Source organism: Sulfitobacter sp. S223, from assembly GCF_025143825.1.
In the GTDB taxonomy this organism is placed as follows: Bacteria; Pseudomonadota; Alphaproteobacteria; order Rhodobacterales; family Rhodobacteraceae; genus Sulfitobacter.
Window position 1 is genome coordinate 2324619 of the sequence record NZ_CP083560.1, and the last position, 25632, is coordinate 2350250.

19 protein-coding genes and 1 pseudogene are annotated in these 25632 nt (G+C 54.7%); 14 read left to right on the plus strand and 6 right to left on the minus strand.

The features are described from left to right. Window positions 1-123: 123 nt before the first annotated feature. Complete coding sequence (locus K3757_RS11165; protein WP_259995580.1) at window positions 124-666, minus strand: hypothetical protein; 543 nt, start codon at window positions 664-666, stop codon at window positions 124-126. Between the two features lie 159 nt (window positions 667-825). Further along, entirely contained in the window at window positions 826-1227 is a 402-nt protein-coding gene (locus tag K3757_RS11170) for an STAS/SEC14 domain-containing protein (RefSeq protein WP_259995581.1), read from the minus strand. A 315-nt stretch (window positions 1228-1542) separates the two neighbouring features. Here K3757_RS11170 and K3757_RS11175 point away from each other — a divergent pair, with 315 nt between their 5' ends. Continuing rightward, a complete protein-coding gene (locus K3757_RS11175; protein WP_259995582.1) occupies window positions 1543-3489 on the plus strand; it encodes an acyltransferase family protein in 1947 nt (648 codons plus the stop codon). Between the two features lie 214 nt (window positions 3490-3703). After that, window positions 3704-5101, plus strand: a complete 1398-nt coding sequence (locus tag K3757_RS11180) for a bifunctional enoyl-CoA hydratase/phosphate acetyltransferase (RefSeq protein WP_259995583.1) — start codon at window positions 3704-3706, stop codon at window positions 5099-5101. 158 nt (window positions 5102-5259) lie between these two features. Here the strand turns inward: K3757_RS11180 and K3757_RS11185 are convergent, their stop codons facing one another. Then, window positions 5260-5835 (minus strand): hypothetical protein, encoded by a 576-nt coding sequence (locus K3757_RS11185; protein WP_259995584.1) that lies wholly within the window; start codon window positions 5833-5835, stop codon window positions 5260-5262. On the opposite strand from K3757_RS11185, the gene K3757_RS11190 reads away from it, so the two are divergent. Beyond that, the gene (locus K3757_RS11190) at window positions 5835-6122 is read left to right on the plus strand and encodes a hypothetical protein (RefSeq protein WP_259995586.1); all 288 of its coding nucleotides are present in this window, start codon (window positions 5835-5837) and stop codon (window positions 6120-6122) included. The two genes, K3757_RS11185 and K3757_RS11190, sit on opposite strands and share 1 nt — an antisense overlap. Here K3757_RS11190 and K3757_RS11195 read toward each other — a convergent pair. Beyond that, the gene (locus K3757_RS11195) at window positions 6093-8282 is read right to left on the minus strand and encodes an NADP-dependent isocitrate dehydrogenase (protein ID WP_259995587.1); all 2190 of its coding nucleotides are present in this window, start codon (window positions 8280-8282) and stop codon (window positions 6093-6095) included. The two genes, K3757_RS11190 and K3757_RS11195, sit on opposite strands and share 30 nt — an antisense overlap. A 397-nt stretch (window positions 8283-8679) precedes the next feature. Here K3757_RS11195 and K3757_RS11200 point away from each other — a divergent pair, with 397 nt between their 5' ends. Further along, window positions 8680-9630 (plus strand): L,D-transpeptidase, encoded by a 951-nt coding sequence (locus K3757_RS11200; protein WP_259995588.1) that lies wholly within the window; start codon window positions 8680-8682, stop codon window positions 9628-9630. Then, window positions 9627-10406, plus strand: a complete 780-nt coding sequence (locus K3757_RS11205) for an extensin family protein (protein WP_259995590.1) — start codon at window positions 9627-9629, stop codon at window positions 10404-10406. The genes K3757_RS11200 and K3757_RS11205 overlap by 4 nt, the downstream gene beginning before the upstream one ends. 431 nt (window positions 10407-10837) lie before the next feature. Here the strand turns inward: K3757_RS11205 and K3757_RS11210 are convergent, their stop codons facing one another. After that, window positions 10838-11833: a transketolase gene (locus tag K3757_RS11210; RefSeq protein WP_259995592.1), complete on the minus strand. Its 996-nt coding sequence runs from the start codon at window positions 11831-11833 to the stop codon at window positions 10838-10840. 744 nt (window positions 11834-12577) lie between these two features. On the opposite strand from K3757_RS11210, the pseudogene K3757_RS19115 reads away from it, so the two are divergent. After that, window positions 12578-13117, plus strand: a pseudogene (locus tag K3757_RS19115) (hypothetical protein); the annotation flags it as partial. Between the two features lie 147 nt (window positions 13118-13264). Here the strand turns inward: K3757_RS19115 and K3757_RS11225 are convergent. Continuing rightward, window positions 13265-14689, minus strand: a complete 1425-nt coding sequence (locus tag K3757_RS11225; protein WP_259995596.1) for a short-chain fatty acyl-CoA regulator family protein — start codon at window positions 14687-14689, stop codon at window positions 13265-13267. A gap of 265 nt (window positions 14690-14954) precedes the next feature. Here K3757_RS11225 and K3757_RS11230 point away from each other — a divergent pair, with 265 nt between their 5' ends. From K3757_RS11230 to K3757_RS11265, 8 genes are all read left to right on the plus strand, one after another. Continuing rightward, window positions 14955-16877, plus strand: a complete 1923-nt coding sequence (locus tag K3757_RS11230; protein WP_259995597.1) for a propionyl-CoA synthetase — start codon at window positions 14955-14957, stop codon at window positions 16875-16877. A 1-nt stretch (window position 16878) separates the two neighbouring features. After that, entirely contained in the window at window positions 16879-18063 is a 1185-nt protein-coding gene (locus K3757_RS11235; RefSeq protein WP_259995598.1) for an acetyl-CoA C-acyltransferase family protein, read from the plus strand. Between the two features lie 178 nt (window positions 18064-18241). Next, window positions 18242-18964, plus strand: coding sequence for an acetoacetyl-CoA reductase (gene phbB / locus K3757_RS11240; protein WP_259995599.1), 723 nt, complete (start codon window positions 18242-18244; stop codon window positions 18962-18964). An 85-nt stretch (window positions 18965-19049) separates the two neighbouring features. After that, entirely contained in the window at window positions 19050-20825 is a 1776-nt protein-coding gene (locus K3757_RS11245; protein ID WP_259995600.1) for an alpha/beta hydrolase, read from the plus strand. Between the two features lie 23 nt (window positions 20826-20848). Further along, complete coding sequence (acs, locus tag K3757_RS11250; RefSeq protein ID WP_259995601.1) at window positions 20849-22810, plus strand: acetate--CoA ligase; 1962 nt, start codon at window positions 20849-20851, stop codon at window positions 22808-22810. 3 nt (window positions 22811-22813) lie between these two features. After that, window positions 22814-23554 (plus strand): adenylate kinase, encoded by a 741-nt coding sequence (locus K3757_RS11255; RefSeq protein ID WP_259995603.1) that lies wholly within the window; start codon window positions 22814-22816, stop codon window positions 23552-23554. Continuing rightward, the gene (locus K3757_RS11260; protein WP_259995605.1) at window positions 23551-23808 is read left to right on the plus strand and encodes a DUF4212 domain-containing protein; all 258 of its coding nucleotides are present in this window, start codon (window positions 23551-23553) and stop codon (window positions 23806-23808) included. Before K3757_RS11255 ends, K3757_RS11260 begins: the two co-directional genes overlap by 4 nt. Window positions 23809-23813: 5 nt before the next feature. Beyond that, the gene (locus K3757_RS11265; RefSeq protein WP_259995606.1) at window positions 23814-25613 is read left to right on the plus strand and encodes a sodium:solute symporter family protein; all 1800 of its coding nucleotides are present in this window, start codon (window positions 23814-23816) and stop codon (window positions 25611-25613) included. Window positions 25614-25632 lie beyond the last annotated feature (19 nt).

Sequence of the window (25632 nt, forward strand, 5' to 3'; positions counted from 1 at the left end):
ATCTCTTCGGCCGCAGGGCTGCATAGTTCCGATGATTTTTCCGGCTAGGGGGATTTTATGGCGCGATGCAGCTGCGTATAGTCTGGAACGTAAAAAGCCGACATCGGGCCGGTAAGGCAGGCCTTACTCCACGCGATACAACGTTGTCCTGATCTCTTTCTCTGTTGCCTTGCTGTGTATCCGCAAGAAAACCAGGTCCAACCCCTCTTCCACCAAAGTGCGGTGAAATTCCTGAACCTCATATTCACCAACCGAGTTGATAAACAAAGAAAACACCGACAGGGTATCGCCCTCTAGCCGTGCCCAGACAAAGGGTTCGCCTTTCAAAGGGTCAAGGGGACGATCCTTACCAAACAAATCCTTTTTCATCGCTGATTCGTAGATATTGTCACGGCTGCTCGGAATGAACCGGACGGAGTAAGTCTTGCTCTTCTTTTTACCGGACACTTTGTAACTTACGGATGTCCAAGTCAGCACAAATCCCTTCTTGGTCACCTCGATCTTGGTACTCATGTCTCGCCGCTGCGTCTCACCTTCAAAGATGAACTCGGCCTCCCCTACATAGGACCCTTCAAACTGATCAAGGGTCGCCGCAACGAGTGCGTTGGGGAGCAACAGGGCAAGAACAAGACCGAGGTGGCGCAGCGTAGACATAAGGGACGTCATGGTTCATTCCTTGAAATCGTATGATGTATTAGACAGCAAACCGATCGCCGTTCAACAGCGATCACGAAGCCGGATAAACGGGGCGATACGCCCCGGCCATAGTGTCCAATAGCACGGTTGCACGAAACTACATCCAACAGAAATGCCCTGCCCGCTGATCTAAACAGGAAAGTTTTCCAAGTCCTCGTCATCATCAGCAGTTTCAAGCCATTCTATCGCAGCTTTTTCGTCGGAAAGTGCAAAGCTTTTGATTGTGAGTGCAGGAATTATCGCCCCCTCGAACTCTGCCGCTGTGCGTATCCATGCAGTATCACACAGCACCGCGCATCGGTCGAAGGCAGAGGCTACGCTGTACAACTGTGGCATTTTCCCAAGCTCTACAGCCATCGCACCCAATGTCGGCATTTCGAAGTCGGCAATTTTATAGAGTAACTTGCCCTCCTTCATGCCTGCAGACACCTCGATAAGCTTGTCTAGAGCGACGCCCATTTCCTCTGCGTCTAACTGGCCGGATAGCTCGATGTCTATGCGGTCAACTGATGGTTTCGAAACACTAAACATTATCAGGGTCCTCTATATTGCCCACTACAGGATACACGTTCCCCGGCAAAGGCGATTGATGCAGGTCAAACTTTGCCAACTTATATATCTATAATTATAATCGCGCGCCAAACGGTCCGGCACCGTGCACGGTATTTGACCGCCAGCATATCAACAAAAAGGGAGTATCTGTAGCATTTCCCCGCTTCGTCTTGCTATTTCGCCTTGAAGGGCCGAGATGCTCGGGGCTGATTTCCAGCCGGAACTATTGACTGTTTCGGTACCCGCCCCGCCAGAACGGCCTGATTTAACCAAAACATATAAAGTCATCGCACAATGAAATACCGTCCGGAAATTGATGGCCTGCGGGCTTTGGCCGTTATGCCAGTCATTCTCTTTCACGGAGCTGTCCCCGGCTTTTCGGGCGGCTTTGTCGGCGTTGACATCTTTTTCGTGATCAGCGGGTACCTGATCACCACGATCCTCATGAATGATCTGGAGCAGAACAGCTTTTCGATGCTCAGGTTTTACGAACGGCGTGCGCGCCGCATATTGCCCGCGCTGTTCTTCGTCATCTTGTGCTGCCTGCCCTTCGCTTGGGCATGGATGCTACCCTCGCAACTCGAAGACTTCGCAGCAAGCTTGGTCAGTGTCGCATTCTTTGCGTCTAACATCCTGTTCTGGCAGGAAACCGGTTATTTCAACGCGGCAGCAGAGCTGAAGCCGATGCTTCACACCTGGAGCCTTGCCGTTGAAGAGCAGTATTACATCATATTTCCGCCGCTCCTTTACGTCATCTGGCGCTGGCGCCAAAGATGGGTATTGCCGTTCTTCATCCTTGTTTTTCTATGCAGCCTCGGCTTGGCTCAGTGGCTTACCCAGACAGAGCCGTCAGCCAGCTTTTACCTTTCGCCCATGCGGTTTTGGGAAATTCTGGCCGGATCGATATGCGCCTATCTTCTAGAGAACCATGACATCCCGACCAGCAATATCGGAGCCGCGACAGGCGTGGTTCTTATCGCACTATCCATCGGCCTGTTCACGTCCGCGACACCAAACCCCAGCCTCTGGACGCTGTTGCCGACAGGTGGCGCTGCCCTGACCATTCTTTTTGCGCGCGAAGGGTCGATGATCGCAAAATTGCTCAGCTTGAATCCTTTTGTCCGGATCGGGATATTAAGCTACAGCGCCTATCTTTGGCATCATCCGATCTTTGCCTTTGCCCGCATCCGCTATGTGGAAGAGCCTCACGGGTGGTTTTTGGCAACGCTTATCATCGCTACCTTTGTGCTGTCCTGGATCAGCTGGAAGTTCATCGAACAGCCCTTTCGCGCCACGTCATCGTTTTCGTTCTCGCGGGGGCGCATATTTGCGATGTCCGGCATCGCCCTTGGTGCATTGATCGCATTTGGCACCGGCGTTTATCTTCAGAACGGTGTGCCGACGCGCCAAACGCCTGCGGGTGAATCCTTTGCAGATATGGCCGCGATGGAAGAAAACCTTGCCCCCAATCCGGGGCTGGGATTTGACTGTGTAGACGAAGAGCTTGTCCTTGTAGACACTTGCCGCACCAGCCCCCGCCCACCCATCGCACTCTGGGGCGACAGTTATGCCATGCATTTGGCGCCTGCTTTGGTTGCCAGTCCGACAAAGCTGGACTTTGTCCAATTGACGGTCAGTTCCTGTGGCCCCTTCCCCGGTTTGGTTGTCAAAGTCGATGACACATATTGGAAGGACTGCATGGCGTTCAACGATGATGCTTTAAAATGGATCGCAAACAGCGACCACATCAACACGGTCATTCTGGGCTCTGCCTATATGCCGGTCCAAGAGGATCTGTATCTGCGCAACGGCACAATGGTCGCGCCCGAGGCCATACACCGGACGCTTGTTCGCAACCTGCTAAGCACTTCGACATACCTGCGGCAGCGCGGCAAGTCGGTCGTGCTTGTGTCCCCGCCACCGCAGAACGGGGTAAGCTTGGGCCGCTGCTTTATATCACAGCGCGTCATGGGATTGCCTTCAAACGCTTGCGACTTTGCCGAAACCGACCAGACTGATCGCAATCGCGCGATCACAGCGATCCTCAAGGACGTGGAAAACGAAATTCCCGTTGTCTGGTTTGATGATTTCCTGTGTGAGGGCGGCATCTGCAAGACTGCTTTGGAAACCATCAGCGTCTATCGGGATTCCGGCCATCTGTCGGTACAGGGTTCAAGCATTCTTGGCAGACGTATGGATTTGATGGGGATCGTACAGCAAGAGGCCACAGGCGCACGTTAAACATCAAGTATTTTCTTGTCATACAGCCACATTCGAGAAATCCAAAGCTTCCGATCCCTAATGTCGTGGCATCGCCTCTGAAAACGCTGCAAGTATTGGTGTGCCAGACCGATTCACTAGGTTGCGTGCAGTGATCAAAAGATCAAAGATCACCAGACCATTGCCAGTCAATTATCGGCAACACCAATCGCCGACTTCCCTTAAAGGCCCCTCTATGCAGTTTATTGAAAACAAGACTTTTGATGAGATCAACGTTGGTGACAGCGCGGAGCTGACCCGGACATTGAAATCTGAGGATATCGAACTTTTTGCGGTAATGTCGGGTGACGTAAACCCCGCCCATGTCGATGATGAATACGCCAGTTCGGACATGTTCCACAAAGTCATCGCGCATGGCATGTGGGGCGGTGCGTTAATATCCGCCGTTCTGGGCACCGAACTTCCGGGTCCGGGCACGATCTATCTGAACCAGAACTTCAATTTCCTGCGCCCTGTCGGCTTGGGCGACACAATCACCATTCGGGTGACTGTCTTACAAAAAGACGAAAAGCATCATCATGTGATACTGAATTGCGTGTGCATCAATCAAGACGGCGATCCCGTGATTGAGGGTGAGGCAAAAGTGATTGCCCCCACGGTCAAAGTTCACAGACCGCGCACCCAATTGCCTGATGTGCATCTGCATGAAAGCGGCGCCCGTTTCAACGAACTGATCAAGGCAACATACGAATTGCCTCCTGTCCGAACTGCCGTTGTGCACCCTTGCGATGCACTATCCCTTGAAGGTGCGTTGCAGGCGGGTCTGCAGGGTATGATCATTCCGGTGCTGATTGGCCCGACAGCCAAGATCAAAGCGGCAGCGGCCGAGTTCGGCGGCAATCTCGACAACATCGAAATAATTGACGTACCGCATAGCCATGCAGCAGCTGAAACGGCTGTGGCAGTGGCGCGTGCGGGTAAGGTTCAGATGTTAATGAAAGGGAAAATCCACACAGATGAATTGCTGAAGCCTGTGGTCGACAAAGCAACCGGCCTGCGCACTGAACGGCGCATGAGCCATGTCTTTATCCTTGATGTCCCGAACTATCCCAAGCCGCTGTTGATCAGTGATGCCGCGATCAACATCTTTCCTGATTTGCAGGTCAAACGCGACATTGTGCAGAACGCGATTGATTTGGCGCTGGCCCTTGGGATCGACATGCCGCGCGTTGCTTTGCTTTCTGCGGTTGAGACGGTAACCCCCACTATCCCTTCGACGCTGGATGCGGCGGGCCTGTGCAAGATGGCAGATCGCGGGCAAATCACAGGCGGTATGCTGGACGGTCCTTTGGCCTTTGACAATGCAATTTCCAAAGCGGCGGCAGAAACAAAAGGGATCCAATCTGAAGTCGCTGGACAGGCGGACATTCTGATCGTTCCTGACCTTGAAGCAGGCAACATGATCGCAAAACAGTTGATCTATCTGGCTGGCGCGGATGCGGCTGGCGTCGTTCTGGGGGCACGTATCCCCATCGTTTTGACCAGCAGGGCAGATGGCGTGCTTTCACGGCTGGCATCGGCGGCAATGGCACAGCTTTATGTGCACCATGAGGCTGGTGGTACCCTGCTATAGCCGCGAGGTTGAAGCAGAAGGCAGCCGCTAAATTGTGAAACGGCTGCCAGTCAGATTGCTGCGGTGGTTTACCGGTTCCCGAAGGGATTGAGAGACTGCGTCACGGGAATCCCTTGCCCGCTCAGGGCCGATATTTCACACTTTGGCCTTGGCAGGCATCATTCACTCCAGCCATGGACATGCACATCCCGCCCCGAGTGTCCCTTGAGGATCTTTACCGCAAGCTCTTCCTTAGCTTTGTCTGCCGTCCGGACCCAAAGCAAGATACCGCCCTTCTTGATCTGATCCGTATAATAGGCTCTGTGGTGCTGATCTGCACGGCGGGCCAGCAAGATGCCCAGAACACCGGCAGGACCGCCACCAATTGCAATCGCGGCAATTGAGGACGCCAACGTACTTAACGGGGTCAGCATCGCCGTCATTGCGATAGCCGATCCAAGAAAAAAGAACCCGCCCGCGATGGCACCTTCGAATTCGCCCATGGCCTCTTCTGACACAAATGCCGCGCGGGGAGCTTCAGGATTGTCCTCCAACTCGGACGCGTGCCAGTAGGCCGAGCCAAGCTTCTCCTCCATCGCTTTTTTGTCGCCCAGCAGGCTGATGTCCCCCCGGCTAAAACCCGACATGCGCAGGTCATATATCGCGGCCTGGAGTGTCTCAAAACTGTCGAAGACACCGACCGCTTCTGGGATATTTATAAAGGTTTTGTGATGCTCTTTGGCGTCAGTGGTCATTGCGTTACCTCATTGCTTTCCAGCAACGATTAACGCCGGTACGCGGTAATCTGATTGATGCATATCAATTGACAGACACAGTACCGGATTGTCCGCTGTCGGTGGAGGCCGGTTGCATAGAAATATGCCATTCACCGCGATTCAAATCGAAGGCAGATGTTGATCAGGCGGAACCGCTGAATGCTGGTGGCGGGCCTGAAAATAGAAAGGGCCGCGCATTCGATCTGAAGCGCGGCCCAATTGTTTATTCGGATAAATTACCCGATGATTTTGTTCAGCGTTTCTGACGGGCGCATAACGGCAGCTGTTTTAGCCGCATCCGTGTGGAAATACCCGCCAAGATCGGCCGCCTGCCCCTGAACTGCTGCAAGTTCGGCAAGGATCGCGTCTTCGTTCGCGGCCAGAGCCTCTGCAATGGGGGCGAAATGTGCTGCAAGCTCCGCATCGCTGGATTGTCCGGCCAAGGCTTCGGCCCAGTAGCGGGCGAACCAGTAGTGGCTGTTGCGGTTGTCCGGCTCACCCACTTTGCGTGATGGTGAATGGCCGTTGTCCAGAATACCTTGGGTCGCTGCATCTACGGCCTGCCCCAAAACACGGGCTTTCTCGTTGCCTTTGCTATCTGCAAGGAACGTCAGGCTTTCACCAAGCGCGCAGAATTCACCCAGACTGTCCCACCGCAGGTGGTTTTCTTCCTGAAGCTGCTGCACGTGCTTGGGCGCAGAGCCACCCGCACCGGTTTCAAACAACCCGCCGCCGTTCATCAACTTGACGATAGACAGCATCTTGGCGGATGTCGCCAATTCGAGGATCGGGAAGAGGTCTGTCAGGTAGTCGCGCAGCACATTGCCTGTAATCGCAATTGTGTTCTCGCCTTTTGTGATCGTTTCAAAGGACGCGCGGGTGGCCTCGCGCGGTGCCATAATTTCGAACTTGTCAGCAACACCTTTGGCCTCGAGGATCGGCTTCACATAAGCGATCAGCTCGGCATCATGGGCGCGGTTCTCGTCCAGCCAGAAAATAGCGCGGCAGCCTTCGGCTTTCTGACGGTCAATTGCAAGGTTCACCCAGTCTTCGATCGGCGCTTTGCGCGCAGAGGCCGACCGCCAGATATCGCCTGCCTCGACTTTGTGCTCATGCAAGACAGTGCCGTCCTCAAGGATCATCTTGACGGTGCCTGCTTGGCCGATCTCAAATGTGGTCGGGTGCGAGCCATATTCTTCGGCTTTTTGCGCCATCAGGCCAACGTTCTGGACAGTGCCCGCTGTGGCCGGGTTCAGCTTACCGTTCTCTTTGAAAAACTTGATGGTCTCGTCATAAACGGGCGCATAGGAATTATCCGGGATCACGCAGTTGGTGTCGGATTCCTTGCCATCCGGTCCCCAGCCCTTACCGCCGGCGCGGATCAGAGCAGGCATAGACGCATCGATAATCACATCGGAAGAGACATGCAGGTTGGTGATGCCCTTGTCTGAATCGACCATATACATTGGCGGACGTGAGGCCATGCAGGCTTCAATATCAGCCATAATGGCGGCATCGTCTTTCACGCGGGCCAGCAAATCACCCAGACCGGAGTTCGGGTTCACGCCAAGATCGCGCATCGCATCGCCGTGCTTTTCAAACACAGGTGCTAGAAACGCTTTTACGGCGTGACCAAAAATGATCGGGTCAGAGACCTTCATCATGGTTGCCTTCATGTGCAGCGAGAAAAGCGTGCCTTCGGCTTTCGTTTTCTCGATCTCGCTCGCAAGGAAATCCTGCAGCGCTGCCGCGCTCATGAATGTGGCATCGACGACAGTGCCAGCGGGATAGGCAATGCCATCCTTGAGAACTGTTTCACCTGCATCCGTTGTCAGCACGATTTTCGCGGTGGTGTCTTTGTCCAGGGTTGCGGAAACTTCGTTCGAAAAGAAATCGCCCCCCGACATAGCTGACACATGGGTTTTGCTGTCAGCAACCCAATCACCCATCCGGTGCGGGTTGTTCTGTGCAAAGCTCTTTACGGCTTTGGCGGCGCGGCGATCAGAGTTACCTTCGCGCAAAACAGGGTTCACAGCAGACCCCTTGATGCCATCATATTTGGCACGCACTTCTTTTTCAGCGTCCGTTTCAGGCGCCTCGGGGTAGTCCGGCAGCGCAAATCCTTGTGATTGAAGCTCTTTGATAGCGGCGACAAGCTGCGGCACCGATGCCGAAATGTTCGGCAACTTGATGACGTTTGCATCAGCCGTTTTCACCAAACGCCCGAGTTCGGCCAGATCATCCGACTGGCGCTGTGCCTCGTCCAGATGTTCAGGGAAAGTGGCAAGGATTCGGCCTGCAAGGCTGATATCTTTTGTGCCGACAGACACGCCTGCGGCGGCTGCAAACTTCTGGATAATTGGCAGGAATGAGGCTGAAGCCAGTTCCGGCGCTTCGTCGACTTTGGTGTAAATGATATCGGACATAGGAAACTCCTTGAGACGGGATTTTCCCTCTCATAGCCGACCCATCCGAAAACGTCGACAGTATACCTTCGTATACTGAAAAAACTGCGCATCTTGGATCAGGTGTTTATGGCTCGGTTTCTTACCACTGAAGCCTCTACGTCATGAAATTCATGCGAACGAGGCCAACCCAGCTACAACCTGTACCAGCCATTCGACTTGGGTTCCTTCACTGCAAGCAGTCAAACAAGATCAAGCGCTGGCTTCAGACACTGCCTCGCAGCGCGATGTATCAGCTGAATTTTGCGGTCGACGACCACGGCTCGGCAAATGCCCGTAAGTCAACAGCCCTATCATTGTGATTTTCTGAACGAAATGGCTGCCTTGCGCGTTAACAAGTGAAATCAATGGAGAATTCATGCGTATTTTATTTGCAGCAGTAGCAACCTGTCTTTCAACTTCGGCATTTGCTTTGACACCGACAGACGTTGAGGATGCCCAATATGCCGGAGGCGAACTGCCCTCGGGTCAATCAGGGATAGTTGTGAAACTGCAGGTCCTGCTTGATCGATCGGGTATCTCACCTGGTGTGATCGACGGGTACAAAGGAGGGATGAGCGAGAGCGCCTTGCGCGGGTTCGAGGCCCGTGAGGGATTGAAGGTCGATGGAATTTTGGACAGTGAAGTTTGGTCAATTCTGGGCGGACAGGCTGCCGCCCCAATCCTGATGAAATATACGATCACGCCCGAAGACGCGGCCGATCTTACAGATAAAATTCCAGATAACGTCGCCGAGAAAGCGGCGATGGATAAGCTTGGCTATACCAGCGTGACCGAAAGCCTCGCCGAACGGTTCCACATGGATGAGGACTTTTTGAAACAACTCAATCCTGAATCTGACTTTGCCGAAGGCGCTACGATCACCGTCGTCGACGCAGGCGAAAAGATGTCACAAGAAGTCGCACGCATCGAAATCCGAAAATCGGATCGCCGTGCCGTCGCGTTTGACCAAGACGGGAATATGATTGTGAATTATCCCGTAGCGATCGGTTCGGATCAGACGCCGTCGCCCGACGGCTCTGTCGAGATTACAGCCATCGCAATGGACCCCACCTACAGTTACCGGCCCGATGTCAATTTCACTGCAGATGGCGTGAAAGAAGACCTGACCCTGCCCCCGGGCCCGAATGGTCCGGTTGGCTCCGTGTGGCTTGATCTGTCGAAACCGACCTATGGGCTGCATGGCACCGATACCCCGTCAGAGTTGTTCAGCGCGGCAAGCCACGGATGCGTACGCTTCACAAACTGGGATATCGAAGAGTTGGCGTATCTTGTCAGTCCCGGGGTCATAGTGGAATTTGTGGAATGATCAGAGCCTGTCTGCTAACTCTTGCGATGGCTCTTCCGCTTGAGGCGCAAGAGTTGGCACCGGAAACCTCAAAGCTTCCCAAGGTTAGCGGTGCATTAACCGAAGCTGATGCACCGTCTTCGCCCAGCACCGAAAACAGTACTTCGGAAAGCGGTGATGTTGCGCCGGGGATGCGCGATCAGTTGCGCGTCAGTGATCAAGAGTACGCTAGGTGTCTCGCAGATTTAGATGAATTGGGTGTTCAGTATACCGAAGTTGCCCCGATTATACCGGACGGCGACAAGGACTGCGGTGTCTTGAGGCCGCTCACCATCACCCACGTCGCGTCTGATATCGAGATCCTGCCACCGGCTACAGTTCGTTGCGATACGGCACGCGCCCTCGGCAGGTGGACACAAGATTTTGTTTTACCTGCAAGTACACGCCTCTCTGCACGCGGCGAGTTGACCGCTATGGAAAACGGATCCGGTTATGTTTGCCGCCGCCGTAACAACCTTCCCGATGGAAAGCTGTCAGAGCATGCATTCGGGAATGCATTCGATTTGATGGCGTTCCGATTTGCAGATGGCTCTCGCATTGCTGTGCAGCCGCGTGAAGCTGACGGGTCAATGGAAGAAGCCTTTCAGGACGCGACGCGCGGTTCTGCCTGTTTGGAATTTTCGACTGTGCTTGGGCCAGGATCGAATGCGTCACACGCGGATCACTTGCACTTCGACATCATTGCTCGGAACAACGGCTTTCGTCTGTGCGAGCAAGGCGGTGTCGATCCTGAGTGACAATGATCGCTACGTTGTCGGTGACTGGCAACATCCCCGTAAATCGGATTGGCGATTGCTTCTGTGGTTGGCACCTCGTTTGCAATCATATGGTAAAACCAGCGATCGCGACGGGCAGCTCGACCCCGTAGCGACGCCCTGCGCCCGACCGTTCTGGACGTGATAGCGCAACACTTCGACCCGCGAGGGTGGGTGATGTAAATAAGGCCGCAAGAGCGGACCTCCATCAACAAGCTAACCAATGTCTCATTAATGACAAATGCGTCAGCGCATTGGACTTGCCCCAAAGTCGGCTTCCGTGCGTTTTGCTGCAAATATGCGTCCCGGATTGACACGCGGATAGAACGACGGTTCGCCGCGAGGTCAAATATATATATTAATAAAGGGAAAGCATGCTCCCCCTTTACTCTGACAGTCGGCGTATCATCACATCAGAATATGGCGCGTGCGATGCGGATCAGCTGCAAAGTTTCAAAAGCGCTGTCGTGCAAGGTCACCAGTTCACCATTCACAACCGCATAGTTATAACCCGGCTCAAGCTCCGGCAGCTTGTAAGCTTGACGCAATTCGCGCTGCGTCAGGGCAGCCGTCGGCGCAACACGCAGACCTGCAGGCAGGTTTTCGACCCGCGCCAGATCATTAATCCGCAAAAGTGATGTGTAATCTTTATCGGTCAGCAAAACGGGCTGACCATCTATCAAAGCATAGCGGTTGCCTGATGGTGCGGGACGAAGCCCGTATAGCGATGCTATCTGGTCCGAGCTGAGCAGCAGGTTATCATAAAGAGGCACGTTAGCGCCCAGATACTGGTCGCGCTGTTCGAGATAGATTCGATCAAGCCGATCATCGTCATACCCTACCCACTCGTCATAGGTCACGCCTTGTTTGGCAAGACCGGGAGGAACGCATGGAGGGTCTTTCTTTGCGAGCCCAGGGGGACAATTGCGATATGTCAGGAGTTGCTCGTCAGAGACATCGAAGAAGTTGATCTGGGACCCCAACAAGGCAAGCGGCGCGGCACCAAGCAACGCGGTCATGTCACGCCCCCGAGGGGCAATCACCTGCAGAACTTCATCTGAAATACGCGCACGGTCTTCTTTCGACCGTTTAACCTTGGCTTCGATCTTGTCGGAGTTATTTTTGTCAGACTTATTTTTGTCGGGCTTCTGGGATTTATTGACTTGCTTGGCCTTCTGCTTGTTTCCCTTATCCGCCTTTTTGTTATTTTTAGCCTTCTTCGGCTTGTTCTTTTTAGCTGCCTTTTGGCCCTTATCCTTGTCGTTTTTTATTTCAACAATCTGATCGTCCTGCAATGTTGGCAAGGTCACAACTGAAAGCGCAGACGTTGGCAGAGAAACGCTTGTCGCGAGGGCGGGTGTGGTTGCACAGGCAAGCAGCGTTGCAAGAGCGAGGGGCATATGTCTCATATTTGGGCCTTCATATAATTGCGACGGATCAAACAGGCTGCATTGATCCGAAATGCGCCTGATTTTCGAAGTAAAAAACTACTCATTTGGCCTGTCACCAAGGCGCAAAATTGCAGGGTACGTAGGTTAACGAATGGGACGTAGACAAGGTTCCTGTGAATCCGGCACTATTGCCCTACCCCCCCGAACCAAAGTGATAACGAAGCAAAAACCGGACTGGTTCGTTCGGTGGCGTTATGGTCGTTTGCTCTTAACATTATCGCAGACCTTGCGTTGACCCAAAATGCAGGATCGGTCAATTTTGGGCCCATTCTTGCCGGTCGGAACGTGCGTGACGAACGACCGGTGCCAGTCTATTTGCCTGATGTACACGTCTGGCAAACCGATCTGATGCGAGATCACTAAAGCCCCATACAATGGTCGAATATTGTGCGTGCATCTCTTGATTGTACAATTGTACCCGCGAGAAGGACCTGATGGTGAGCGCCATCACGTCGAGAAGATCATGCAAATTCTGGACGGTCATGCGTCTGGTTGAAACTATCACGTGGACGCTTCCGGCGGCAATGCGTCGAGCTTTACAGCGCGGTCTCGACGCGCATTGATCCTGCCCACATCGTCACGGACACCGAGTGTCGCACACACCGCGAGCAAGAGCGGTATCTCGAAACGGTATTGGACATCTGCAACTGGAACAAGGCCCGCGCTGCGCGACTTTACCGTTCAGGATGGCGAAACCCCAAGCGGATCTGGAAGCTTCTGACTGCGCTTCAGGAATTGAAGCGTTTTGTGGAAAACAAGGGCAAGCGTCACCCGATTGGGCAGGAACATGGCGCCGCCAAAAACAGAAGATCGTGGACGGAAAAGCGCAAGGCGGAGGCGGCAGATGTCGGATATTCGACGCAGCCCACACAGCTTGTGCTGGCCACAAGGATGTCAGGCAAAGCCAATATGTCGGATTTTTCTGGCATGGACCAACAAAACGATGATGGTCGTAGGCCCGAACAACCCGGCCCATGACATCTGTGCCGCCCTGTGGGAGGCGAATGCCGATGTGACGATGCTCCAGCGACCTTCAACCCATATCGTGCGGTCCGACACGCCGATGGCTATCGGCGGGGTGGCTTGTCTAGCGAAGAGGCAGTGGCCTCAGGGATGACCACGGAAAAGGCCGATATGGTCTTTGTCTCACTGCCATACCGGATCATGCATAAGTTTCAGACCCCGCTCTATGACCAGATAAAGCAGCGCGACGCCGGGTTCGACGCAGAACCGGAAGCCGCCCATGCTGCCGGTGCTCATAGAAGCTGTCGCGTGGGGCTGAGCGGAAATACGCGACGGTAAATATGAAAGCTGAGGTGCCTTAATGGGCGTTCAGAGCCCACTATCACAATGTCTCTCCTTCGATGAAAGCGCTAGCCAGCACAGAAATCACTCGATCTTGAATGGTACGCTCCCTCGGGTACTGTGATCGATTTTGATCTCTTTTCCAATCGGGGGAACGGAGCGGTGAAAGCAGTCTGCACGCTCACAAATACGGCAACTGGAGCCAATCGGCTCAAAGTTCTGCTCATTGGTTAAGTCTAGATCGTCCGCATAGACGACATGTCCTGCATGTTTGATCTCACAACCCAGCCCAATCACGTATTTTCGCACAGGCGACTTAAACCCCGCAACGCGTTTGGTTTGATCAAACGCGAGAGACAGGTATTTTACGCCGTCCGGTGTTATGGCCAGTTGACGCAATATCTCACCCGGAGATTGAAACGCATGATGTACGTTCCACAACGGACAGCTGCCCCCGAAACGCGTAAACTGTAAGGAGGTAGCACTGTGGCGCTTTGTGATATTGCCGGCCTGATCAATACGCAAGAAATAGAACGGTATGCCCCTGTTCCCGCCCCGCTGTAGTGTGCTTAGTCTATGGCATACCTGCTCTGTGCTTGCATCGAACTGGAACGCAAGCTTTTCGAGATCGTGCCGTTGTTCTTTCGCGGCATTTGCGAAATCCGAGTAAGGTAAAAGAACTGCACCTGCAAAATAGTTCGCAAAGGTCAAACGACAAACCTCACGCGCAGCCTCGGTGTGAAAATCCGCCGCATCAAGCAGGTTTTCAACAAGCTTACTCTGTTCGATCAGGCCCACTTGGTAAGCCAGCTGAAACAGGTTCGTGGCCTTGGTTGATGCCGCATTCAGATACAGGGTCTTCGTCGCAGTTTCGAACGACCGGATGGTGCCGGAGCTGGGCTTGTCTTTGCGCAGGACAACATGCACGCCATGCGTCTTGCTCAGGTAGTCCACCAGATCTGCGTGCCGGTCCGCCCCGCCGCGATCAAGTGACCGCGAAAAGCCCTCGGCTGCGCGGTCCAGCTCGTCAATATAGTTGTCATTGTAGTGAAAGTGATCGCGCACCTCTTCGTAGGGCAAGGGTGCCAGAGACGCTTCGCGGTCTTTCAGCGCATTGTCGACGCGGCCCAGCTGTTCACGTGACTTTTGGAACATCGCGTAGAGATCAAGAAAGGCCTTTGTCACGTTTGGAGCGTTTGTCGCTGCGACTTTTATTTCCTGTGTCAGCACTTCGTTGTCTGCAAAAATGGGGTCGGTCAAAATTTCTTGCAGGTCTACAGACACCTTGCCAGCCCCATCAAGCGCGAGTTCTGTAAGGTCAAAGTTGAAGGCATCAACCAATGCTAGAATAACCGAGCCGGACAGCGCCCGCTGATTATTTTCTATTTGATTTAAATAACTTGTGGATATTGCAATCTGCTGCGCGAACATCGCCTGCGTCAGATTAAGGCTCTGCCTCAGAAGTCGGATGCGGGCACCGGCGAAGATTTTTCGTGAACTGTTTGGCATTTATACTTTTTCGCAATTTGCATTTACATTTGTGTAATTAGTTGCATGTTATCACGTTCAGCCCTTTGGAAAACAACTATTTGCGTTAGTAAAGTTACCCAACGTAATGACGATTCTAGAAGGCGCACGGACCGGGAGGGGACACCGTTGTTTTTTGACTTTTGCTCTCTCTGATGGCGACAAGCTGGCGAGCAGAATTCGCCCTGGCCTGCTCGACTGTTCCGCCCTCCTTGGCTCGTCGTTCTCAATTTGGGAGAGCGCACTAATGGCTGGATACACGGAAACCTACACGAAATGGCAGAATGACCCAACGGGCTTTTGGGCAAATGCAGCCACGGAAATTGATTGGGTCAAATCACCAGAGGTCATACTTGATGCAGCAAATCCACCTCTGACAACATGGTTCCCTGATGCTGTCTGCAACACCTGTTACAATGCCGTGGACAGACATGTCGAAGCAGGTCGCGGCGCGCAAATCGCCATCATTCACGATAGCCCTGTCACAAACAGCACAGTCAAGATCACATACGACACGCTGCTGGACCGGGTCTCTCGCGTTGCCGGCATTCTGACCTCCCACGGTGTTGCAAAGGGTGACCGGGTCATCATCTATATGCCCATGATCCCCGAAGCGTTAATTGCGATGCTTGCCTGTGCGCGGATCGGAGCGGTTCATTCCGTGGTGTTTGGCGGCTTCTCTGCACACGAACTTGCCGTTCGGATCGACGATGCTGCCCCCAAAGCCATTCTGGCTGCATCGGCTGGCATTGAGGGAAAAAGGATCATCGCCTACAAGCCGCTGATCGACGGCGCGATCGCCCGCGCAGACCACAAACCAGACTTCACGTTGATTTTGCAACGGCCCCAGAGTGAAGCGGAGATGGTTTCCGGTTTTGATTTTGACTGGTCTTTGGAGGAGGCCTCGGCGGCACCCGTGGACTGCACCCCTGTTGGTGGGGCTGATCCTCTCTACATCCTGTATACATCGGGTACGACCGGCCAGCCGAAAGGCGTTGTGCGCCACAACGGTGGCCACATGGTTGCCATGCAGTGGACGATGAAGAACATCTACAACGTCACTGTCGGCGATGTGTTTTGGGCGGCCTCTGATGTCGGCTGGGTCGTTGGCCACAGCTATATCTGTTACGGGCCGCTGCTGGCGGGGTGTACGACTGTTGTGTTTGAGGGCAAGCCGATTGGCACGCCTGATGCGGGTACGTTCTGGCGGGTGATCGAAGATCACGCTGTCAAAGTCCTGTTCACCGCACCAACAGCGCTCCGGGCGATCAAACGCGAAGACCCCGATGCCGAACACGTGGGCAACTATGATCTGAGCGGATTGCAATCGCTGTTTCTTGCGGGTGAACGGGCCGACCCTGACACGATCAAATGGGCACAGAAGCATCTTCAAAAACCGGTGATTGATCACTGGTGGCAGACAGAAACCGGCTGGGCCATCGCGGCCAACCCGCTTGGAATTGAAGAATTGCCCGTCAAGCTTGGATCACCAGCCGTACCTATGCCGGGCTATGAAATTGATATCCTCGACGAAGGTGGCCACCCAGTGGCAGCGGGTGAGCTGGGGGCGATCGCCATTAAATTGCCCCTGCCACCCGGAGCATTGCCGACCCTTTGGAATGCCGAAGACCGTTTCAGGTCCGCCTATCTTCAGACCTTCCCCGGCTACTATGAAACCGGCGATGCAGGCATCAAGGACGAGGAAGGTTACCTCTATATAATGGCGCGCACGGACGATGTGATCAACGTAGCGGGCCATCGGCTGTCAACCGGCGCCATGGAAGAAGTCCTGTCCAACCACCCGGATGTCGCCGAATGTGCGGTCATCGGAATTGGCGATGCCCTGAAGGGCCAGCAGCCACTTGGGCTGGTATGCCTCAACAACGGCATTGACCGTTCCGAGGAAGAGATCGCGAAAGAATGTGTCGCGCTTATCCGCAAAGAGATCGGACCTGTGGCAGCCTTCAAGAGGTGCATCGTGATTGATGCTCTGCCCAAGACACGATCCGGCAAAGTTCTGCGCGGCACCATGGTTGCCATCGCTGACAGCAAACCGTGGAACCTGCCCGCAACAATTGATGATCCTGCAACTCTAGATGCCATTGCCTCGAGAATTGCAGGGATCGGCGAAACCCTCTCCGAGAACCCTGACATTCAAAAGGAAGCTTAACATGGCAAACGACGTAGTTATTCTGGATGGTGTACGCACCGCAATTGGTACTTTTGGCGGCTCGCTTGCGGGCACTGCCCCCTCTGCCCTAGCCGCGGCTGTTGCCAAAGAGGCGATGTTGCGCAGTGAGGTCGACCCTGCCCAAATCCAGCATTCGGTTTTTGGCCATGTGATCAATACCGAACCCCGCGATATGTACATGGGCCGCGCTGCTGCCGTTGATGCGGGTGTGTCCGAGGATGCACCGGGCCTGACCGTAAACCGCCTGTGCGGGTCCGGCGCGCAGGCCATCATTTCTGCGGCGCAACACATCATGCTGGGTGATGTGGATTACGCACTGGCAGGGGGCGCCGAAAACATGTCGCGGTCGCCTCATTCATCGCAAACCATCCGCTGGGGTCAGAAAATGGGCGATATGTCCATGACCGACATGATGATCGGTGCGCTCAGCGATCCCTTCGGTGTGGGACACATGGGCGTCACCGCGGAAAACGTAGCGGATGAGCATGGCATCACACGTGCAGATCAGGACACCTTTGCGGTTGAAAGCCAGCGCCGCGCTTTGGCAGCAATCGAGGCAGGCCGCTTCAAGAGCCAGATTCTTCCTGTTGATGTTAAAGTGCGCCGTGACCTCGTGGCGTTTGACACAGATGAGCACCCAAAAGCCGGCACGACACTAGACACGCTCGGCAAATTGCGTCCCGCGTTCCGCAAAGACGGCTCTGTCACTGCGGGCAATGCCTCCGGTTTGAACGATGGGGCCGCGGCAATGGTTCTTGCCTCTGCGGAAGCGGCTGAAAAAGCGGGACTGAAGCCCCGTGCGCGCATCCTCGGGTATGGCCACGCCGGTGTGCGCCACGAAGTGATGGGTATTGGTCCGATCCCTGCGGTGACGCAGTTGTTGCAAAAGATCGGCATGACTGTCGATCAGTTCGACGTCATTGAGAGCAACGAAGCCTTTGCCGCACAAGCCTGTGCCGTGAACGCGGGTCTTGGCCTTGATACAGCAAAGGTGAACCCGAATGGCGGCGCGATTGCACTGGGTCACCCGATTGGCGCTACCGGCGCAATCATCACAATAAAAGCAATGTATGAGCTGGAACGCATCGGTGGTCGCTATGGCCTGATCACCATGTGCATCGGTGGCGGGCAAGGCATCGCCCTAGCCATTGAAAGCCTCAAGTGAACTTCCTGACCTTACCGTCTTTCGTCCCTGTATGGCGGTAGGGCACCTGTCGCCGTCTGTTGCATCACGCGACTTCGCATCAGACGGCGAATTTTTTAGGTGACCGGCATGTCCGGTCGGACATTGAACGATACGAAAACGGCTCGTCCCGAGCACGGAATTTGATTTGGAGAGACTTATGACCCGGACAGCACTTGTAACAGGCGGAACACGCGGCATCGGAGCCGCTATTTCTAAAAAACTTCAGGACGAAGGTTTCATAGTTGCCGTGAGCTATGCAGGCAACAGCGAAGCTGCCGCCGCATTTAGTCGCGAAACCGGCATCGAAGCCTATAAATGGGATGTTGCGGATTACGACGCAAGCGCCGCCGGCATCGCACAGGTCGAAGCAGACATCGGTCCCATTGATGTGGTGGTCGCAAATGCGGGCATTACCCGCGATGCGCCGTTCCACAAAATGACGCCCGAACAGTGGCATCAGGTCATTGGCACAAATCTGACCGGCGTCTTCAACACGGTCCACCCGATCTGGCCCGGCATGCGCGAACGCAAATTCGGCCGCGTTATCGTCATCAGCTCTGTGAACGGTCAGAAAGGCCAGTTCGCTCAGGTAAACTATGCCGCGACAAAGGCAGGTGATCTGGGCATCGTGAAATCTCTGGCGCAGGAAGGCGCGCGCGCGGGCATAACGGCAAATGCGGTCTGCCCCGGCTATATCGCCACGGAAATGGTCATGGCCGTTCCCGAAAAGGTGCGGGATTCCATCATCGCCCAGATCCCTGCGGGTCGTCTGGGTGAGCCCGAAGAAATCGCACGGTGCGTAGCGTTTCTGGCATCCGATGACGCGCAGTTCATCAACGGATCAACCATATCCGCCAACGGCGCACAGTTCTTTGCGTAAACGCACCTGAATAACGGTCGGGCGCGGTAATGGCGTCCGACCGGACGGGTCTACCGGAGGCCGTAACACCAAGGGATCTTTCGCTATGCAAGACGACGTGACATCTGCCGAAAAGACCGAGATCGCCAAACAGACCGAGCGTCTGGCGCGCTTGACCAATCGCGCTATGATTGCAAGCGCCCAGATGCAGGGCCACGCAGTCGCGCAGGCGTCGGGGGCCGAATATGCGTTGATGGATGCCGGGACCCTTGCCAAGGCCTATGGCACGTTCTGGACCGACATGATGTCTGACCCTTCCAAGTTGATGGATATCCAAAAGACCGTCGGTACTGAAATGATGGCCGCCTGGCAGGCGATGTTCGGGATGGGCTCTGATGAACCGGTCAAGGACAAACGCTTCAAGGATCAAAGCTGGTCCGATGATCCTGTCTCGCGCAGCTACCGCGATGTGTTTCTGGCCTTTGAACGTGCTACAGACGGTTTGCTTGACAGGCTGCCTGATGGCTCCAAAGACCACATGCGCGTCAGTTTTTATACCCGCCAGATGATGAGCGCGATGTCCCCCAGCAACTATCTGGCGACCAACCCCGCCGCGCGTAAAGAGCTAATGCAAACCAAAGGCGAAAGCCTGTTGGCAGGTCTTGAAAACCTGCTGACCGATCTTGAACGCGGCGAGGGACGGCTTGATATCGCGACCAACGACGAGCACGCATTTGAGGTCGGCGTTGACCTTGCCACCACCAAAGGCGAGGTCATTTTCCAGAACGATTTGATGCAGCTGATCCAATATTATCCGACGACCAAAGAGCAACATGCAACACCGATCCTGTTTGTGCCGTCATGGATCAACAAGTTCTACATCCTTGATATGAAACCTGAAAACAGCCTGATCCGGTTCATGCTGGATCAGGGTCACTCCGTTTTTGTAGTGTCATGGGTCAACCCGACACGGGACCATGCGGATAAGGATTTTGCGGATTACATGACCGAAGGTCCGCTGGCCGCACTAGATGTCATCCGCGACATCACCGGTGAGGAAAAAGCGAACGTCCTCGGGTTCTGTATTGGTGGCATTCTGGTGACCGCAATGCTCGCTTATCTGGCGGAGATTGGCGATGATCGGATTGCGTCTGCTACCACGCTTGCCACGATGGTCGACTTTGAAAATGTCGGCGAGATTGGTGTGTTCGTTGACGACGACCGTTTGGAAAGCATGCGCCATCACATGGCCGAAAAAGGCTATCTTGACGCCCATCACCTGCAAGACATGTTCTCTATGTTGCGTGAAAAGGACCTGATTTGGTCCTTTGTGGAGTCGAACTATCTGCGCGGCCAGAAGCCGCGCGCGTTTGACCTGCTGTCGTGGAATTCGGATTCCACACGCCTGCCGTCAGCCATGCTGCTTTGGTATCTCGAAGAGGTGTATCTGCAGAACGGTTTGCGCAAGCCCGATGCGCTTGAACTCAAAGGCGTCAAGATCGACATCACCAAGATCAAAACGCCGTGCTTTATTCTGGCAACGCAACTGGACCACATCGCACCTTGGCGGTCGGTCTATCCCGCTACCGATTTTCTGGGCGGCGAGGTCGAATTTGTCCTTGGCGGTTCCGGCCACATCGCGGGGGTGATTAACCCGCCCACCGAACGCCCCAAATACAACTATTTGACCAGCGCAACTTATCCCGCATCCCCGGATGAGTTCGAAGCGCAGGCCGAGGTGCACGAAGGGTCATGGTGGCCGCACTGGGCGCGGTGGCTGGACGCCCGTGACAGTAAGACGGTTCCAGCGCGCAAGCCCGCAAAAAAGGGGAAATACAAGGCAATAGAAGCCGCCCCCGGTTCATACGTCACAGCCGATTAACTAACTCTTGGAGGAGATACAAAATGTCAGCAGATGCGAAGTTGAAGACATATGCGCCCAGCGCCGAACTGGTCGCGAACGCGCATATTGATGAAGCGAAGTATAATGAGATGTATGCCGCATCGCTTGCAGACCCCGATGAATTCTGGGGTGAGCAAGGCAAGCGGATCGACTGGATCAAGCCCTATACATCCGTCAAAGACGTCGACTTCACCTTGGGCAATGTGCACATCAACTGGTACGCTGATGCGACCCTGAACGTATCGGCAAATTGCATCGACCGGCACCTTGCGACACGCGGCGATCAGACTGCGATCATCTTTGAACCCGACAGCCCGGATGAGGAAGCGCAACACATCACCTATAAGGCGCTGCATGACGCAGTCTGTCGGATGGCGAATGTGCTCAAGGACCAGGGCGTGACCAAGGGCGACCGCGTTGTGATCTATCTGCCGATGATCCCAGAAGCAGCATATGCCATGTTGGCCTGTGCACGGATTGGCGCGATCCACTCCATCGTGTTTGCGGGCTTTTCGCCTGACGCATTGGCAGCGCGGGTCAACGGATCGGACGCAAAGATTGTTATCACGGCGGATTATGCGCCCCGTGGCGGGCGGCAAACACCTTTGAAATCAAACGCAGACGCCGCGTTGTTGCACTGCAAAGACACGGTCAAATGCCTTGTTGTGAAACGCACCGGCGGCCAGACGACCTGGGTTGACGGGCGTGACCTGGACTATAGCGCGCTTGCAGCCGATGCATCTGCGGACTGCCCCCCTGTTGAGGTCAGTGCGGAAGACCCGCTGTTTATTCTCTATACGTCCGGCTCCACGGGTCAGCCGAAAGGTGTTGTGCATACCTCCGGCGGGTATCTGGTTTATGCCGCGATGACGCAGGAGTTGGTGTTCGACTACCACGAAGGTGACGTATACTGGTGTACCGCCGATGTCGGCTGGGTCACAGGCCATAGCTACATCGTCTATGGCCCGCTGGCCAATGGTGCGACGACGCTTATGTTCGAGGGTGTGCCGACTTATCCCGATGCCAGCCGTTTCTGGCAGGTCTGTGAAAAACATAAAGTCGCCCAGTTCTATACTGCCCCGACTGCAATCCGCGCGTTGATGGCCCAAGGGCCAGAGTTTGTCGAGAAATGCGACCTCAGCAGCCTCAAGGTGCTGGGCACCGTGGGCGAGCCGATCAATCCCGAAGCTTGGAATTGGTACAACGATGTCGTCGGCAAAGGAAAGCTGCCCATCGTCGATACATGGTGGCAGACCGAAACCGGCGGTCACCTGCTGACCCCCCTGCCCGGCGCGCATGCGTTGAAACCGGGATCGGCGATGAAGCCGTTCTTTGGCGTCGAGCCGGTTGTGCTAGAGCCAACAACAGGTGAAGAAATCCATGAAACTGCCTGCGAAGGCGTGCTGTGCCTGAAGGGCAGCTGGCCCGGCCAGATGCGCACCATCTGGGGTGATCATGACCGGTTCGAGCAAACGTATTTCTCCGACTACAAGGGGTACTACTTCACAGGTGATGGCTGTCGTCGGGACGAAGATGGCGACTATTGGATAACTGGACGCGTCGATGACGTGATCAACGTATCCGGCCACCGGATGGGTACGGCAGAAGTTGAAAGCGCGCTGGTCGCGCATGCAAAAGTCGCCGAAGCTGCTGTCGTAGGCTACCCCCACGAGATCAAGGGCCAAGGCATCTATTGCTACGTGACCTTGATGAACGGGCAAGAGCCCAGCGATGAGTTGCGCAAGGAATTGCGCACATGGGTTCGCACAGAGATTGGCCCGATCGCAGCGCCTGACCTGATCCAATGGGCACCGGGCCTGCCTAAGACCCGCTCTGGCAAAATCATGCGCCGCATCCTGCGCAAGATTGCGGAGAACGACTTTGGTACACTGGGCGATACGTCAACGCTGGCCGATCCAACCGTGGTGGATGACCTGATTGAAAACAGAATGAACAAGGAGTGAGACATGCGTGACTATAGCAACGTACCGGTTCTTATTTTGCTTGGACCACCAGGTGCAGGCAAAGGAACCCAGGCAAAGGTTCTGGAAGACCAATTCGGTCTGGTTCAGCTATCCACAGGGGATTTGTTGAGACAAGCTGTTGCCGCGGGCACCCCTGCGGGCAAAGCAGCCAAATCCGTGATGGAATCCGGTGGATTGGTGAGCGACGAGATCGTCATCAACATCCTGCGCGACCGGCTTGCCGATCCTGATTGTGCAGCTGGCGTAATCCTCGACGGTTTCCCGCGGACAATCCCGCAGGCCGAAGCCTTGTCAGAGCTTCTGGCATCCTACGGCTCGCAGGTGCATGCAGCCATCAGTCTTGAGGTTCAAGACGATGCGATGGTGGAACGCATTTCGGGCCGTCACACCTGTGACGGCTGTGGCGAAGGGTATCACGAGACGTTCAAGCGCCCTGTTGTGGACGGTACCTGCGATAAATGCGGTGGACAAAAGTTCCGCCGTCGCGCGGATGACAACCCGGAAACGGTGCGCCGACGCCTTGTGGCTTATCACAATGAAACTGCGCCGCTTATTGCGTTTTATGAGAAATCAGGCACCCTGCAGGCATTGGACGCCATGGGTGACATTGCCGCCATCACCGAAGCCCTACGCCAGATCGTGCGCCCAATTGTGGTAGACGTCCGCGGTGTTCACGCGGCAAGCAAGAATTCAAAAACAGCTCAAATGGAGGAAACACAATGAGTGAACAACCCGATCCAAAGGCATATTGGACCGCCAATATGCGAATAATTAAGATAAGCCTGATCATTTGGGCCATTGTCCCTTTCGGCTTTGGAATTCTGTTCCGGCCGTTGCTTTCGGGCATTCAAATCGGCGGGACCGACCTTGGTTTCTGGGTTGCCCAACAGGGGTCTATCCTCGTTTTTCTCGCGATCATCTTTTTCTACGCATGGCGTATGAACAAGTTGGACCGTGAACACGGTGTGGAGGAATAATCAGCATGGAACAGTTTACCATTAACCTGCTGTTTGTAGGCGCGTCATTCGCGCTTTACATCGGCATCGCGATTTGGGCCCGGGCGGGGTCCACGTCTGAATTTTACGCCGCTGGCCGCGGCGTTCACCCTGTTACCAACGGTATGGCGACTGCGGCTGACTGGATGTCTGCGGCATCGTTCATTTCGATGGCTGGCTTGATTGCCTTCACCGGATACGACAACTCTTCCTATCTGATGGGCTGGACTGGCGGCTACGTTTTGCTGGCGCTGCTTCTGGCACCTTACTTGCGCAAGTTCGGTAAATACACCGTGTCCGAATTCATTGGCGACCGTTTCTATTCTCCAACTGCACGTCTGGTTGCCGTGATCTGTCTGATCATCGCATCTACGACTTATGTGATCGGTCAAATGACAGGTGTCGGCGTTGCATTCGGTCGCTTCCTTGAGATTTCCAATACTTCTGGTCTTCTTATCGGTGCGTGCGTTGTGTTTGCATATGCGGTGTTCGGCGGCATGAAAGGCGTGACGTACACGCAGGTTGCTCAATACGTTGTTCTGATCCTTGCCTATACGATTCCGGCTGTGTTCATCTCGTTGCAGCTGACAGGCAACCCGATCCCGGGCCTTGGCCTGTTTGGTGAAACCGCCAACACAGGCGGCGAAGGTAGCGTTTATCTGCTGCAAAAGCTTGATCAAGTTGTGACCGAACTGGGTTTTGCCAGCTATACAGAAGCGCACAAAGACAACTTGAACATGATCCTGTTCACGCTGTCGTTGATGATTGGTACAGCTGGTCTGCCCCACGTCATCATGCGCTTTTTCACCGTTCCGAAAGTGTCTGACGCCCGCTGGTCCGCTGGTTGGGCATTGGTCTTCATCGCACTTCTTTACCTCACGGCTCCTGCTGTTGGTGCGATGGCACGTTTGAACATCACAAATCTGATGTGGCCTGACGGTACAAATGGCGACGCGGTGTCTGTTCAGATGATCGAAGAAGACGCAGCCTATGATTGGATGGAAACATGGCAGAAAACCGGTCTTCTCGATTGGGAAGACAAAAACGGTGACGGTCGTATCCAGTACTACAACGACAAATCCGAAGCGATGACCGAGCGTGCGGCGGCGAACGGGTGGGAAGGCAACGAGCTGACCAACTTCAACCGTGACATCCTCGTGCTTGCCAACCCCGAAATCGCAAGCTTGCCAAGCTGGGTTATCGGCCTTGTTGCCGCGGGTGGCCTTGCAGCTGCCTTGTCCACAGCGGCTGGTTTGCTGCTGGCGATTTCATCCGCTGTCAGCCACGACTTGCTGAAAGGTCAATTCGCCCCCAACATGTCAGAGAAGGCAGAGCTGTTGTCGGCGCGCATTGCCATGGCGGTTGCCATCGTTGTTGCGACTATCCTTGGCCTGAATCCCCCAGGCTTTGCGGCACAAACCGTGGCCTTGGCCTTTGGTCTTGCAGCGGCGTCGATCTTCCCGGCGTTGATGATGGGTATCTTCTCCAAGCGGGTGAACAACGTAGGCGCAGTTGCCGGCATGTTGTCCGGTCTGATCTTTACGCTTGTCTATATCTTCCTGCACAAGGGTTGGTTGTTCGTTGCCGGGACAAACTCGTTCCCCGATACGGTTGACGGGTCGTTGTTTGGCATCCAGTCCACCGCAATCGGTGCAGTAGGTGCGGCGATCAACTTTGCGGTTGCTTATGGTGTGTCCATGGCCACCAAAGACACCCCGCAAGAGATCAAGGATCTGGTTGAAAGCGTGCGTGTACCAGCAGGCGCTGGCGGTGCGGTAGATCACTAAAACAAAAGGTTCTGGCGCA

Bases quoted from the DNA above. Each gene is read 5' to 3' on its own strand.
- K3757_RS11175 (WP_259995582.1), top strand. From the start codon at position 1,543: ATGAAATACCGTCCGGAAATTGATGGCCTGCGGGCTTTGGCCGTTATG.
- K3757_RS11235 (WP_259995598.1), top strand. From the start codon at position 16,879: ATGGCAAACGACGTAGTTATTCTGGATGGTGTACGCACCGCAATTGGT.
- K3757_RS11245 (WP_259995600.1), top strand. From the start codon at position 19,050: ATGCAAGACGACGTGACATCTGCCGAAAAGACCGAGATCGCCAAACAG.
- K3757_RS11200 (WP_259995588.1), top strand. From the start codon at position 8,680: ATGCGTATTTTATTTGCAGCAGTAGCAACCTGTCTTTCAACTTCGGCA.
- K3757_RS11165 (WP_259995580.1), bottom strand. From the start codon at position 666: ATGACGTCCCTTATGTCTACGCTGCGCCACCTCGGTCTTGTTCTTGCC.
- K3757_RS11225 (WP_259995596.1), bottom strand. From the start codon at position 14,689: ATGCCAAACAGTTCACGAAAAATCTTCGCCGGTGCCCGCATCCGACTT.
- K3757_RS11230 (WP_259995597.1), top strand. From the start codon at position 14,955: ATGGCTGGATACACGGAAACCTACACGAAATGGCAGAATGACCCAACG.
- K3757_RS11255 (WP_259995603.1), top strand. From the start codon at position 22,814: ATGCGTGACTATAGCAACGTACCGGTTCTTATTTTGCTTGGACCACCA.
- K3757_RS11180 (WP_259995583.1), top strand. From the start codon at position 3,704: ATGCAGTTTATTGAAAACAAGACTTTTGATGAGATCAACGTTGGTGAC.
- phbB (WP_259995599.1), top strand. From the start codon at position 18,242: ATGACCCGGACAGCACTTGTAACAGGCGGAACACGCGGCATCGGAGCC.
- K3757_RS11265 (WP_259995606.1), top strand. From the start codon at position 23,814: ATGGAACAGTTTACCATTAACCTGCTGTTTGTAGGCGCGTCATTCGCG.
- K3757_RS11185 (WP_259995584.1), bottom strand. From the start codon at position 5,835: ATGACCACTGACGCCAAAGAGCATCACAAAACCTTTATAAATATCCCA.
- K3757_RS11195 (WP_259995587.1), bottom strand. From the start codon at position 8,282: ATGTCCGATATCATTTACACCAAAGTCGACGAAGCGCCGGAACTGGCT.
- K3757_RS11205 (WP_259995590.1), top strand. From the start codon at position 9,627: ATGATCAGAGCCTGTCTGCTAACTCTTGCGATGGCTCTTCCGCTTGAG.
- acs (WP_259995601.1), top strand. From the start codon at position 20,849: ATGTCAGCAGATGCGAAGTTGAAGACATATGCGCCCAGCGCCGAACTG.
- K3757_RS11260 (WP_259995605.1), top strand. From the start codon at position 23,551: ATGAGTGAACAACCCGATCCAAAGGCATATTGGACCGCCAATATGCGA.
- K3757_RS11170 (WP_259995581.1), bottom strand. From the start codon at position 1,227: ATGTTTAGTGTTTCGAAACCATCAGTTGACCGCATAGACATCGAGCTA.
- K3757_RS11210 (WP_259995592.1), bottom strand. From the start codon at position 11,833: ATGAGACATATGCCCCTCGCTCTTGCAACGCTGCTTGCCTGTGCAACC.